This window comes from Paenibacillus allorhizosphaerae (assembly GCF_042659105.1).
GTDB classification, from domain to species: domain Bacteria; phylum Bacillota; class Bacilli; order Paenibacillales; family NBRC-103111; genus Paenibacillus_G; species Paenibacillus_G allorhizosphaerae.
In genome coordinates this window covers 523657-538341 of record NZ_JBHSRV010000003.1, presented here as the reverse complement: position 1 = coordinate 538341, position 14685 = coordinate 523657, and the positions used below count along the sequence as shown (strand labels likewise).

Annotated in this window: 7 protein-coding genes; 5 read left to right on the top strand and 2 right to left on the bottom strand. The window is 54.2% G+C overall.

From position 1 onward, the window contains the following. Window positions 1-25: 25 nt before the first annotated feature. The 5 genes from ACFQI7_RS15625 to ACFQI7_RS15605 all read left to right on the top strand — a co-directional run bounded on the left by ACFQI7_RS15625 (window position 26) and on the right by ACFQI7_RS15605 (window position 5897). On the top strand, window positions 26-925 hold the full coding sequence (locus ACFQI7_RS15625; RefSeq protein WP_218097833.1) for an ABC transporter permease: 900 nt from the start codon (window positions 26-28) through the stop codon (window positions 923-925). 45 nt (window positions 926-970) lie between these two features. Then, complete coding sequence (locus ACFQI7_RS15620) at window positions 971-1840, top strand: carbohydrate ABC transporter permease (RefSeq protein ID WP_230414698.1); 870 nt, start codon at window positions 971-973, stop codon at window positions 1838-1840. Between the two features lie 311 nt (window positions 1841-2151). Then, window positions 2152-2754: a hypothetical protein gene (locus ACFQI7_RS37920; RefSeq protein ID WP_230414696.1), complete on the top strand. Its 603-nt coding sequence runs from the start codon at window positions 2152-2154 to the stop codon at window positions 2752-2754. 317 nt (window positions 2755-3071) lie between these two features. Beyond that, the gene (locus ACFQI7_RS15610; RefSeq protein WP_218097831.1) at window positions 3072-5456 is read left to right on the top strand and encodes a DNA topoisomerase 3; all 2385 of its coding nucleotides are present in this window, start codon (window positions 3072-3074) and stop codon (window positions 5454-5456) included. 30 nt (window positions 5457-5486) lie between these two features. Continuing rightward, window positions 5487-5897: a DUF4395 domain-containing protein gene (locus ACFQI7_RS15605; RefSeq protein WP_218097830.1), complete on the top strand. Its 411-nt coding sequence runs from the start codon at window positions 5487-5489 to the stop codon at window positions 5895-5897. A 297-nt stretch (window positions 5898-6194) separates the two neighbouring features. Here the strand turns inward: ACFQI7_RS15605 and ACFQI7_RS15600 are convergent, their stop codons facing one another. After that, window positions 6195-7835 (bottom strand): RNA polymerase sigma factor, encoded by a 1641-nt coding sequence (locus ACFQI7_RS15600; RefSeq protein WP_218097829.1) that lies wholly within the window; start codon window positions 7833-7835, stop codon window positions 6195-6197. 378 nt (window positions 7836-8213) lie between these two features. Beyond that, on the bottom strand, window positions 8214-14675 hold the full coding sequence (locus ACFQI7_RS15595) for a tandem-95 repeat protein (RefSeq protein WP_218097828.1): 6462 nt from the start codon (window positions 14673-14675) through the stop codon (window positions 8214-8216). Between the last annotated feature and the right edge of the window lie 10 nt (window positions 14676-14685).

The window sequence follows — 14685 nt, the reverse complement described above, 5'->3', positions numbered from 1 at the left end:
AGGGCTAATCACGGAGGGTGTGAATATGCTTAAGAGACTTACATCTGATGATTCGCTTCTGCTATGGCTAATTGCGCTTCCGGGCATCCTGCATTTTGTCGTATTCAAATACGTTCCGATGCTCGGAAACGTAATCGCTTTTCAGGATTACAGCATATTTTCCGGGATTGCCGATAGTCCCTGGGTCGGATTCCGGCATTTCGCCAGCATGTTTACGTATGCGGAGTTTTATCACATTTTGATCAATACGCTGCTCATCAGCCTGTATTCGATCCTGTTCGGCTTCCCGGCACCGCTAGTGCTGGCTTTGCTCCTGAACGAAATACGCAGGATATGGTTCAAGCGGTCGGTGCAGACGCTGCTTTATCTTCCGCACTTTTTGTCCTGGGTTATCGTCGGAAGCCTTTTCATCAATCTGCTGACGATTGACGGCTTTCTGAACACGATATCCGGTTGGTTTGGGCTGCCGGCGAAAGATTATTTGACGCAACCGGAATATTTCCGCAGCATTCTCGTTTCGATCGGGATCTGGAAGGAGATGGGCTGGGGCATGATCATCTATTTGGCTGCGCTGTCGGGCATCAACCCGAATCTGTACGAGGCAGCCATGGTGGACGGAGCCGGACGGTTCCGTCAAATGTGGTCGATTACACTTCCGTCGCTGCTGCCGGCAATCGTCGTCCTATTCCTGCTGCGGGTTGGCCATGTGCTCGACTCCAACGTCGAGCAGGTGCTGATCTTACTGAATCCGCTCGTCCGCGATGTCGGGGAAGTCATCGACACGTATGTATATCGCGTCGGTTTGCTGGGAGCTCAGTTCAGCCTGACGACGGCGATCGGCATCTTCAAGTCGCTGGTAGGCCTGCTGCTTGTGGTCGGACTGAACACGCTGAGCCGAAAAACAACAGGGGAGAGCATATACTGACCGGCGCCGTCTCGGCAGCCGAACTACGGGAAGGAGGCATTGCCTTTGCCGGTACAAAAAAAACTCCGTTTGTTTCCGCTGGTGAACGGCGCGATGTTCGTGGTGCTCTGTTTGACGATGATTGCCCCGATCGTGCATCTGGCCGCCGTGTCGCTCAGCGCTCCGGTTTATGCAAACGCGAAGCTCGTTGCATTTTGGCCGAAAGGCTTTAACGTCGAAGTTTACCGTACGATTTTTGCGATGGGCAACATATGGAAGTCTTTGGGCGTGAGCGTCTACATTACGGTTTTGGGTACGCTCATTTGTCTCGCTTTCACCTCGACGCTGGCGTATTCGTTATCGCGTCCGAAAATGAGAGGTCGGAGGTGGGTGCTGCGAGGCATCATCGTCACCTTCGTTTTCTCAGCCCCGCTCATCCCGAACTACCTGGTCGTACGCGGGCTCGGCATGGAAAACACGCTATGGGCGCTCATGATTCCCGGAGCCTTAAATGCCTTCAACGTCATTATTATGAAGACGTTCTTCCAAGGGATCTCGAGCGAAATGTTCGACGCCGGGAAAATCGACGGTTGCAGCGAGCTCGGCGTATTCTCACGAATCGCGCTCCCGCTGTCGGCGCCGGTTGTCGCCACGGTCGCGCTATTTCATGCGGTTGGCCAGTGGAATTCGTATTTCAGCGCGCTGATCTTCATCCGCAGCAAAGACCTGCTTCCGTTGCAGGTGCTTCTGCGCAACCTGATCGTCGAGGAACAAGCCAGTAATGTGGCCAACACGACTGAATTGGCCGGCCTACTGACTCCGGAAATGCTGAAGGCTGGCATTACGCTTTTCGCTACCGCGCCGATTTTGATCGTGTACCCGTTCCTTCAAAAGTATTTCGTCAAGGGCGCCATGGTTGGATCTTTAAAGGAGTAGGGAGAGCGGTCAACCTTCTACGGTGCTTAGGCAGCCTAGATTTCAATATAACGTGGAAAGCCGGCCTGTCGCGTCAAAGGCGTTCGACAAGATTGTTTATCGAAAAACCTTCCCCATCGAGATTACTTCCAGATGGGGAAGGTTTTCTGTGTTCCTCACAGTCATAATGGAACGTATGTTTATATCTAGTGGTTTTTTGTGGTATGTTTGATCGATGATGTTATTGCAACTCGTCAAGAACTGCTGATTCAGTTGCAGGAGAAATATGACGAATTGTTCAATTTACGATCGACGACGAGCCATTTACATTCATGACGTTCGTAGATGTGTTCATTCATCATGACGAGCATCATATCAAGCAAGTGGAAGCATTTTGGATGCGGAAAGGTTTGAGATTTAAACCGATTGGAATTGATGAAATGAGCCGAGTTATGAAATTCCTATTGCCGATCTTTTGCGTTCTAATCATTGTATTAGTGTCATGGATTGTTGCGCAAAATCGGAAATTGACCGATACGGCGTCCCGAATTGCATTCGTTTCCATTCAAGGCAACCTCGTTCAGTTGGAGGGGTATATCAGCTTAGCCGGCACGCATAACTGGGAAGACGGCACGTATGCTTATGAAAAATTAGATGATGCACTTGAAGGAATTGATCAAGTGCTCAAGCTGTCGAAGCAAATTATTGCTTTTCCCCAAGACGTCACAAATAAAATGTACGATTTGCAAAACTTCCTGGACCGGTACCGCGGTAATGGGGATTTGTATCCTGCGCAGCCGCTGAATGCGCGTGAGCAGGAAAAGCTGTTGCAGCTCGCCGAAAAGCTCAGAAAAGCCGGCTGGGGGATGAATATAAGCTATTCATCGTCATGGGAAGATTTTTCCGCTTCGGTCGATAAGCTGCTGATGCCGTAGGGTCGAGCTTTCTATGAGACGAGATGACCTATGGTCACTGTATATACATCGGCTTTGCTGCGGGATGGCGTATGCCAAAGTTATTGAATACGAGGAACTTCCTTAGCAAACAAAGCATGCTCATTGTCCGAAAAACGATGCTTTCTATCTCCATCAACAGAGTTCGCCGGTATAAAGTCATATCATTGAAGGGATCTCCGTTTGCACGCCTTCGGGAAATTTCGTGTGGACGAAAACGGCGATATGTTATAATATCAGTAACGCTTATACGTTGCGGACGGAATATCGCGTTTTGAAACAGGAGAGAGATTGATACGATGAAGACATTGATTATCGCGGAAAAACCGGACATGGGCCGCAACATAGCCGCGGCGATCGACCCGAAAGCCAAAAATCATCGCACTTATATCGAAGGCGAATCGTACATCATTACTTGGGCGATCGGGCATTTGATCGGACTCGCCGAGCCGGATGCTTACGATGATCGGTATAAGCGATGGAATTTCAACGATCTGCCGATCGTACCCGAGCAGTTCAAGCTCGTGCCGAACCCGAAGACGAAGGATCAACTGAAAGTGATCGCCGAGCTGTCCAAACGCAGCGCGGCACTCGTCAATGCTTGCGATGCCGGGCGGGAGGGGCAGCATATTTTTTCGCTGATTCAGCGGCATTTGAGGCTGAAGCATCCCGTGAAACGGCTGTGGATTTCCGACTTGACGCCGGAAACGATTCGCAAAGGATTTGCGGAGCTGAAGGAAGGCTCGGAGTTCGATAATTTGACCCGGGCGGCCAAAGCCCGCAGCGAAGCGGACTGGCTTATCGGCATGAACGGCTCGCGCGCGTTTACTACCAAACATAACGAGCTGCTGTCGGTCGGCCGTGTGCAAACGCCGGTGCTGGCGCTGCTGTATGACCGGCAAAAAGAGATCGAAGCCTTTACTTCAAATAAGTTTTATGAGGTGGAGGCTTGGTTCGAGCAGGGGGAGACCGCTTACCGCGGTTTGTGGCAAGGAGACAAGTTGACCGACGGCGAGAAGGCTGCCGCGCTTGCGGATAAGGTACGGGGTAAAACAGGACGGATCGAATCGTATGAGGTGAAGGATACGAAAGAATATCCGTTCAAGTTGTACGACCTGACGCTGCTGCAGCGGGAGGCGAATGCGAAGTTCGGGTTTTCCGCCAAAAAGACGCTGGATCTCGCCCAGGCGCTATATGAGAAGCACAAGGCGATCAGCTATCCGCGGACTAACTCGAATTACGTAACGGAACAAAATATTCCCGAGATGCACCGGACGCTCGATCAACTGGCCCGAACAAGCTATGCCCCGCTCGTGCAGGATGCGGACCGGAAGCTTGTGCATAAAAATAACAAAGCGGTTTGCAACCCGGGGAAAGTGGAAGATCACCATGCGATTTTGCCGACGCATAAAATGCCCGGTACGTTGCCTCCCGACGAACAAAAGCTGTATGACTTGATTGTGCGTCGGTTTTTATCGCATTTTTACCCGGCGGCTTCCTACAAAGTGCACACGGTGTTGACGGAGGCGGAGGGAGAGCGGTTCAAAAGCACGGTGAAGCAGCTGCTCGCTCCCGGATGGAAGGTCATCTATACCGACCAGAAGAAGGAGAAGCCGGCGAAAAGCCGCGGCGCGAAGACGGACAAGGATGCGGACGACGGCGAGGAGGCGGCGGAGGAGGAAATCAGCACGCCTTTCTCGCTTGACCCGCAGCAGCAGGTACTCTGTAAGGAAAGCGCCGCGAAGGAGAAGGAAACGCAGCCTCCGAAGGCGTATACCGAAGGTACGCTGCTGAAAGCCATGGAAAGCGCCGGCAAGCAGATCGAGGATGAGGAGCTTCGCGATGCGATGAAAGATTCGGGGCTTGGCACGCCGGCGACCCGCGCTTCCGTCATCGAGCGGCTGAAGCAGGTCGGCTACGTCATCATGCAGGGCAAGCGGATCGCGATTACGCAGAAGGGCCGCACCGCGGTCGAACTGATCCGCGGCGCCGGGGTTGAGCTGCTCACCTCGCCTGAGATGACTGGGCACTGGGAGCGGCGGCTCAACGAAATTGCGCGCGGTTCGGCCTCGGACGAGACGTTCATGCAAAACGTCAAGAAGTTCGCCGCCTTGATCGTTGAAAAGGTGCGGGGGCAGGCACGCGTAGCGAAGCAGGCGTTCGAGGGCGAGACGGCCCCCGCGCCTCGCCGCAAACGCGCCGGCGCGGCCGCGAAATCCGCGCCGGACAGCGGCGGGGGCGCAGCCGGCCGTGAAGCGGCTGCGCCGGGCGCCGCCAAGACGAAGCGCGGCGCCTCCGGCAGCAGCGCAGCGGCAAAAGGCCGCCAAGCGGAGCCGGCGGCCGTGGCAGCAAACCCGGCGCCAGCGGCGCGCGCGGGTGAGACGACCGGCGCGGCGATAGCGCTCGCGCCGATCGGGCCGTGTCCGCGCGCGGGCTGCCGCGGGCATATTATTCGCGGCCGGCGTGGCTACGGCTGCAGCGAGTACAAAGCCGGGTGCGGCTTTGTCGTCTGGAAGGACAGCTTCGGCGCGTCGTTGAACGATGCGGACGTGAGCTTCCTGCTCAAGCACGGCCGTACGATGCAGATGCAGCTCCAAGACGACCAGGGCCGTGCCGTGGAAGGCCGGCTATTGCTGCATGACCGCAGCACCGGGCAACTGGTGCTGGAGCCAACAAATTCCTAAATTACCGATGGGAAACGAGGGGGATTTGCAATGAAAGAAATTCCGATTCCATATGTTCGCGCCAATCAGGCCGGCATGGTGCTTTTGATCCTGCTGGCGATCATTTTGCAGCAGCCGGTTATCCTTGTTGTGCTGTGGGCGATTCAAGTGCTTGGGCTTTGGCAGGGGATCCGCGGCAATCTGATTGTCCAGCTAGCCGCCCCGCTGCTGCAGAGCCGCATTGCGGGAGCGCAGACCGAATCCAGCGAGCTCCAGCGGTTTAATAACGCGATCGCGGTCATCCTGCTGACGATATCGATTTTGTGCTTTTGGGCGAATCCGGACGGTTGGCTCGGCTATGTGTTCGCCGGGATGGTCGCGCTTGCGGCGTTCGTGGCGATTTGCGGCTTTTGCGTCGGCTGCTTCCTGTATTACCAGTTCAAACGGTTGCGCCGTCGCTAGTCGCAAAGTGCGGAACGGAAATCAATCCTGACGGTCTTGCGGCTGCTCAGGATTTTTTTATTGTCATTATGAGCGGAGTGCAGTCGGAAATCATATCGTTTCGTGGGACTGCACATGGTAATTCCGCGGCTCAATCCCGGGATTCGCGTGCGCTGAAATTCGCATTGACGTCAGGTTCGGCGGGCGAACCTGTACGGCCTTGAAGTTGAGAAAACGCAGTCGCCCGCTATGGACGGACGCTGCGTCACTTTTTTACGAGCATTATACTATTGTAACGTATCATTTGAACCAGACCGACTATTTAAGTAATCCCATCAGCATCGTAACCGTTTTCCTTTGTTCCGGCAGCGGTTCGTGCAGTTTCCGTTTGTCCAGCAGATACTTTAATACATAAGGAATGAGCGACCCGCCTGCGGTGTTGAGCCACGTCGTGTAGGCGATTTGCGGTTCCAGATGCTTCGGCTGGCCTTGTGTGGCAATTCGAAGCACTTGCTCGTACAGTGTTGTAATCGCAGAGGCGTAGGCTTGGGACAAGTCGGGAATGACGGTATGGATGTGCCGCATCGTTTCGGGATTGTCGACCATAACGGCGTTAAACCGATACCCGTCGGCAGTTTTAAGAAGATATTGCTTGGAAAGCAGCAGCGCGTAATCCTCCGCATGAGCTTCATTTTCCGGCAGATCACCTTTCCAGAAGCGGTAACATAACTCTACTTCTTTGTAAGTGAAGTTTTGCCAGCCCCCATCCCGGTCGCTCCAGAACGTATCGAACCTCCATATAGACAAGTTTCCTCCGGCGCTGCGGTCCATAGGCCCGTTTCTGCGGTAATGCTCAGGATTGAAACCAAGATCGGTGAACGGCTCCTTTTGCAGCTCGGCAAATGCAATGTATTTGCCTCCGTCTTTCCTTAGCGGCACGACTTTATCGGCGTGCGGCCCCAATCGGCCGAATCGATTTCCTTGCTCCTCGATATTTTTGGGAAGCAGCGTCCAGAGCAGGAAGTTATAGTCGTTCTCCGGGTAAAAAATACCGGATTGCTCGATCTGTTTCTGAACATCCATCATCGCGTCAAAGTGCAGGTCGGCAATTTGAGCGGCGCATTCCTTATACAGCTCGTGCGTGCTTTGCAGCTGCTCGCGGGTATGATCACGGATGATGAAGTCCGTCCTGTATTTTTTGGCTCCCGCTTCGGTAATGAACCCGTACTCCGCGAGATACGAAACCTCGTCTTCGATAAAATGAGCGGGCGTGCCGAGCTCTACAGCCAGTTCGTTAACGGTCATCGGCTTATAGTACATGGCGTACACGATATTTTGAGTCAAGCTGCGTTTGAGGAAATGCCATGTATCCCCGAGCTTTCCCGGTCGGCCGCTGTGTCCCATATGGGTCAGTTGAATCGGGCTAACGCTTAAATTTTCGCTTGAAAGCATGCGTTCCATTCCTTTCTTAATTTCGTTTCTCGCATCATGAAGATGCCATTTCACGGTGCCAAGCGGGATGTTGAGCTTGTGCGCGATGTCCAGCTGCTTCATGCCGTCGTAATAATGCATGACCATAATACGCCGCTGCAAGCCGGACAAAAAAGTGAGCTCTCGGCGTACCGTACGGTAAGTTTCGCTGTTAAGTAGCTGCTGCAGCGGCCCCGGGCCTTCCTCCGAAAGCATTTCGGTCATGCCGTTGATTTCGACATACTGAGGCAGTCCCGAATGTTTCTTTATCCAATGAACCCAGGTGTAGCGAGCGACGGTCCACACATAAGCGTCCATCTGGCGAATTTCCACACCGGCGTTCAAGGATTTCAACAGCTGCAGCAAAATGTCTTGTGCGAGATCCTCCGCTTCCTGGCGGTTTCCAAGCCGGTTTAAAGCAAAACCGAAGATAGACTTCGCGTATTGTTTGATCGTTTCCGTAAAATCGATGGTAGAATGAGCGCTCATTCGAAACCTCCTTGCGTGACCGGTCAATAATATAGTGGCGAAAAGATGATGAAGGTTGGAGCGTTATTAAAAGTATTTATGGCAAAAAATTTTTGGTAAAATGGGACGCATTTATTGTTATTGGCCAAATTTATACCGATATCCTGCTTAATTGCTCGCTGGTTTATCCGGTTGCTAATCGGAACCGGATCGGCGAGAAGGGGAATGGTCCCGCATCGTCCGTAGCTTGGAATTCGATCCAACGTCTTGAAGCGTTTTCCGACATGCAGCAGTGACCGGTTTGCACTTTGGAAAGAGCTCCAGCATGTACAAACGCCGGGTTCAGGCAAGATTACGCATAAATAGAACCCCGTCCGGCTTTCCGAACGGGGTTCATAGTTATGGATTAGGATATGGGTTTGCGGCGGCCATGATCTCGCCGAACGCCCAATGTTCCGTAGATACGTCGGTCCATGGAGAACGGTCGACCTGCATCGACGTTCTGCCAAGCAACCGGTTCAGCAATACGATCATTTCGGCACGGGTTATGCTTTGGTCTGGCCGGAATGTTCCGTCCGGGTATCCTTCAATGAGACCGGCTTGTTTGGCTGCGGCCGCATAAGGTGCAGCCCAGTGAAGATTCAAGTCGGCGAAAGACGGATCGCTTTCTCCGGAAAGATTCAAATGTTTGTACCGGACGATGATCGTCACGAGTTCGGCTCTTGTCATGGCGCGATCCGGGTCAAACCTTCCGTTATCAACGCCTTGAATCAATTGCAGTCGATTCAACTGCTCGATGTAACGCTGCGCCCAATGACCTTGCGTATCCGCAAAGGAACTGTCGCCGCTTGGGGAATCCTCACTTGCCTTCATGATACGCATCAGCATGGCGGCCCCCTCAGCGCGGGTCAGCGGTTGATCCGGCCGAATCGTACCGTCCTCGTAGCCTTGAATATATGGAGGTTCTCCTGCTTGTTCCGATTGGTTCGGTTGTGGTGCAGGCTTCGCCGGTGTTTCCTTTTCCGTGTCTGGCGGGGTCATATTGCTGCCGCCAGGGTCGGGTGGGTTAACTAAGGGCGGGTTCGAAGTACCGCCTGGCAGCTCCGGCGTTTCCGAGTTTTCCGGACTTTCCGGATGATCGGAATTATCCGCAGACGAGGGCGCGCTGCGTTTTACGGTGACGATATAAGTCTTTGAAGCAGCATAATCGCTGGTCACAACGATGCGAATCTCATTCGCGCCTTCCGCAAGCGGGATCGTTCTGGCTTCACCGCTTGCTGCGGATTGCCCCTGAATCGTAAGATGGGCAACACCATCCGAAGCGTTCGCGGCCACCGTAACGGACGAAACCTCATAAGCCGTTTCCGCCGTATAACTCATGATGCCGCTTTGGAATTGCGGCTGAATCGCGGCGCCGGTTACGCGAAGACCGGACAATGCGGTAAGCATCCTTCCGTCAAGTCGAACTTCAGCGGTACTGGACTCGCTAACGTTACCGACCTTGTCGCGGGATTGTACATATACGGTTTTACGTCCGTCTCCGGGCGGAAGCGTCAATGGTTTTTGCGCGGCATAAGTTTCCCAATCGGTCCATAGGGTGCCGTCAAAAGAGAATCGCATCGCATCGAGTCCCGCGACGCCTTCGTCGGTTGCCGCGATGCGGGCCGTCACTCGCGGATCGAATGTTACCGTCGCGCCTCCATTGACCGCAACCGTTCCGTGCGGCGGGGTTTGGTCTATATTGCCGACGACGTATCGGGCTTCCTGACTCCAATTGCCGGCATCGTCCTGGCCCCGCGCAAAGAATACATCGTTTACCGTCATTACGACCGGACTGGTATAGTCGGCGTAAATGCCGTTCAAGCCGACTTTGTATTGCCGCACGTTCATATCCGGCGGATAATAAACCGCCATCGTCACCGTGCCGCCGGTCAGCGCCGTAGGGAAAGGCGTCAGTAACGGCATGTCCGGAGCGTCATGGTCGATATTGCCGACCCGGTATTCGGCTACGCTACTCCAGTTGCCCGCTTTATCTTGAGCGCGTGCGAAAATCGTCAGATTGCTTGCCAACGTAACATGCACAAAAGGTCCGTATACAGCCGTGTACACCCCGCTAGGGTCGGTCTCAAGGCGGTATTGTCTTAAATCCGCATCCGACGGATAGTAGACGCTAACCGTTACGCTTTGATTGGTCGGCGCGGCGCTGAACCGAAATGTCGGCGGCTCCGGCGGCGTCGTGTCGACGGCAATGGAACGGCTCCCCGATAGCGAACCGGTAGTCCCGGGCATTGGAAGCGTCAGCTTCGCCGTATCGTTTCTTGCGGCTCCGGCCATCGTGCTGCCGTTTCGTTCCAGGGCATCGGCTCCGGCATAATCGAGTTTCGAGGTTCCATCGCCAGGAGCCGTTTCGTATTCGAAAGTGAGCGTGGAAGTTCCGCTGCCGTGCCGATAGATCGCATATCGATCGACGGGGCCGGTTTCCAGCTTCAGCCGAGGCTGCCCCGACACATTGACGGCTTCGCTGAACACGACGTCAACCGGAATCGACCGACCGGCCGGGAAATCATCGCCGTAGACGGAAGACGTTACCGATATGGGCCGTGGCGCCGCGGACACATTCAACATGAAAGAGGCGGGCGTTGCGGTTTTACCGTCGCTCACTAGAACAGTCACCTTTGCGTTTCCTGATTTTCCGGCGTTCGGCGTCAAGGTGATCGTACGCTGCGTGCCGCTTCCTCCGTATACGGCTGCCGTGACCGGCAGCAGGTCGGTATTATCGGATTGCACGGATACGGTTAGCAGCTCGGGCGCGTCGTCCGGGTCGCTGACTGTATACGGGATCGGTCCGGATGTATTATCTTCGTTGATCGTAACATCGGCTATGGACGAAACGATGGGCGCGTCGTTAACGGCGTTCACGGTGACGATGAAGCTGTCCGTCGCGGTTAGCGTTCCGTCACTCACGGTGAGCGTGATTGTCGACGTACCGGAGGCATCCGGTACCGGTGTGATTTTGACGGTTCTATTTGCACCGCTGCCGGTCAAATCAATGTTGGCATTCGGCACGAGCGCCGTGTTGCTGGACGAAGCGGTTAGCGTCAAGCTTCCGACAGGACTGTCGATATCGCCGACCGTTACCGGCAGAACGGAAGTCGAGCTGTCCTCGTCAATGGTCAAGTCCGAGACGTCGGAAATCGACGGGACGTCGTTAACGGCGCTCACGGTAACCACAAAGCTGTCCGTCGCGGTTAGCGTTCCGTCACTCAAAGCGAGCGAAATCGTAGCCGTGCCGAATGCATTGGCGGTCGGAGTTACTTTGATCGTTCTATTTGCGCCGCTGCCGGCCAAAACAATATTGGCATTCGGCACTAGCGCCGTGTTGCTGGACGAAGCGGTCAGCGTCAAGTTATCGGCAATGGTATCGATATCGCCGATCGTTACCGGTAAGACAGCGGTTGAGCTATCCTCGTCAATCGTCTGATCGGGAACGTTCGAGATGGTCGGCGCATCGTTAATGGCGCTCACGGTAACCACAAAGCTATCCGTCGCCGTCATCGCCCCGTCGCTCAAGGTCAACGTAATCGTAGCCGTCCCGGACGCATTGGCCGTCGGCGTGACTTTGACGGTTCTGTTCGTGCCGCTGCCAGCCAAAACAATGGTGGCATTCGGCACAAGCGCCATGTTGTCGGACGTAGCGGTCAGCGTCAAGCTGTCGGCGGGGTCATCGATATCGCCGATCGTAACAAGCAATGCAGCGGTCGAGCTGTCTTCGTCGATGGTCTGATCGGGAACGTTCGAAATGGTTGGCGCATCGTTTACGTTACGAACCGTAATAACGAACGTCTCTGCACTTGTTAACGATCCGTCGCTTACCGTCAACGTTATCGCAGCCGTGCCAAAGGCGTTAGCCGCCGGCGTGACTTTGACGGTTCTGTTCGCGCCGGTGCCCGTCAGAACAATGTTGGCGTTCGGAACAAGCGTCGTGTTGCTGGACGTAGCGGTCAGTGTCAAGCTATCGGCGAGAGTATCGATATCGCCGATCGTTACCGGCAAGACAGCGGTGGAGCTGTCTTCGTCAATCGTCTGATCGGGAACGTTCAAAATGGTCGGCCCGTCGTTAATAGCGCTCACGGTAACTACAAAGCTATCCGTTGTCGTTAATGATCCATCATTGACGTTTAGCGTAATGGTTGCCGTGCCAATGGTGTTAGCCGCGGGTGTCACTTTGACAGTTCGGTTTGCGCCGCTGCCGGCCAAAACAATGTTGGCGTTCGGCACAAGCGCCGTGTTGTCGGACGTAGCGGTCAGCGTCAAGCTGTCAGCGGGGTCATCGATATCGCCGACCGTTACCGGCAAGACAGCGGTAGAGCTATCCTCGTCGATGGTTTGATCGGTAACGTTGGAAACCGTTGGCGCATCGTTTACGTTACGAACCGTAATAACGAACGTATTTGCGGCAGTTAACGATCCGTCGCTTACCGTCAACGTTATCGTAGCCGTGCCAAAGGCGTTAGCCGCCGGCGTCACTTCGACGGTTCTAATGGCGCCGCTGCCGCCGATTACGATGTTGGCATTCGGCACAAGCGTTGTGTTGCTGGACGAAGCGGTCAGCGTCAAGCTTCCGGCAGCGTTATCGATATCGCCGACCGTTACCGGCAACACAGCGGTTGAACTGTCCTCGTCGATGTTTTGATCGGCTACGGTAGAGATGGTCGGCGCATCGTTAACCGCACGAACCGAAATAACGAACGTATCCGTTGCCGTCAGTGATCCATCGCTGACAGTCAGCGTAATGGTCGCCGTCCCGGAAGCGCCAGCCGCCGGCGTCACTTTGACGGTTCTGTTCGCGCCGCTGCCGCCGAATACGATATTGGCATTCGGTACAAGCGTCGAGTTGCTGGACGAAGCGGTCATTGTCAAGCTTTCGACGGGGGTATCGATATCGCCGACCGTTACCGGCAAGACAGCGGTAGAGCTATCCTCGTCGATGGTTTGATCGGTAACGTTGGAAACCGTTGGCGCGTCGTTTACGTTACGAACCGTAAAAACGAACGTATTTGCGGCAGTTAATGAGCCGTCGCTTACCGTCAACATTATCGTAGCCGTGCCAAAGGCGTTAGCCGCCGGCGTCACTTTGACGGTTCTATTGGCGCCGCTGCCACCGATTACGATGTTGGCATTCGGCACAAGCGTCGTGTTGCTGGACGAAGCGGTCAGCGTCAAGCTTCCGGCAGCGTTATCGATATCGCCAACCGTTACCGGCAGCACAGAGGTCGAACCGTCCTCGTCGATGGACTGATCGGGAATGCTGGAAATCGTCGGTGCGTCGTTAGCTGAAGTGACCGTTACGACAAACGTATCAGTGGCTGTCAGTACTCCGTCGCTTACGGTCAACGTTACTATCGCAATACCGGAAGCGTTTGCCGCCGGCGTTACTTTGACGGTTCTGTTCGCGCCGGTGCCGCCTAATTGAATATTGGCGTTTGGAATTAACGCCGTATTGCCCGACACCGCCGTCAGCGTCAAATTTTCAATTGGGCTATCAATGTCGCCGATTGTTACGGGCAGAACCGATGTTGAGCTGTCCTCAGGAATCGTTTGATCCGGTATGGAGGAAACGATAGGTGCGTCATTGACCGGAGTAACGGTCACATCCACCGTGGCAACGTTCGAATCGCCGACGCCATCACTGGATTTAAATGTAAACTGGTCCGTTCCGTTGGCGTTCGGTTGGGGGGTGTAGATATACTGGCCCGTCGCAGAATTCGTGATACTGACGGTTCCTTTCGTACCGTTTGCGACTATGCTGTATTTCAGGTTGTCCCCGTTCGCGTCGCTTGCAACAAGCGTACCGCCGTAGGCTGTGTCTTCGGCCGTTGTGAATGAGCCGTTATCGGCAACAGGAGGGTTATACGAATAGGCGTTAATATCGCTATTTGTATATTTGTATTCCAACCAGACGATCGTATTGCCGTACAAAGCGGGTTTGTAGTCATCCGTGGAGGAGTTCGTCACCCTAATCTCTTTGCCTGTCAATGTGTCGTACATATAAATCTCGTCACTCGCGTTACGTCCGTCCTGCCAGACGATCTTGTTCCCGTACACGGACGGCCGTAGATGGTACCAAGCGCCGGTAGTGACTCTCGTCTCGGTCCCGGTCGTCAAGTCGTACATATAAATGTCCCATTGGCCGTTCCGGTCATCTTCCCAAACGATCAAATTTCCCGAAATAACCACGTTCTGCTGGGTGGAAGGGTTTGTAGCAATGGGCTTCTCCGTATGCGTCGCGAGGTCGTACATGTAAATATCGTCGTTGCCATTGCGCTTATCGATCCATACGATCCGGTTGCCGCTTATACGGGGAAAAGCTCCATCGGCGATAATCTGTATTGCGCCTGTGGACAAGTCGTAGAGCCGCACCTCCCAGCGCATATCCGTAAAATCTTGGTATACGATTTTGTCCCCATCGATATCGGCATAATATTCGATTGCATTGACGACGTCGGTCAAGCGCCGCGCAACCGGGCTCGGCTCGTTCATATCGTAGATCCACAGGTTATAGCCGCTTCCCCAAACAATTCGGTTCCCGGATATGTCCGGATACTGATTATTTGTTCCCGTTGTCGAAATTTGGCGCGCTTCGGAACGCGTCATGTCGTACATGTAAATATGCGAATTGCCTTGCGTTCTGGAATCGTCATAAACGAGTTTGTCGCCGTCGATTCGGAGAACGTTGCTGTTCGTGACGCTGGTTACTTTTTGCAGCGCTGCGGATTCTGCTTTATTCGCGGGCAGCCCGGTGAAGAGCGACGCAGCCGTAAAGGCAGCGAACATGATCGTAATCGCTTGTTTCGACTTCATAGGTTACCTC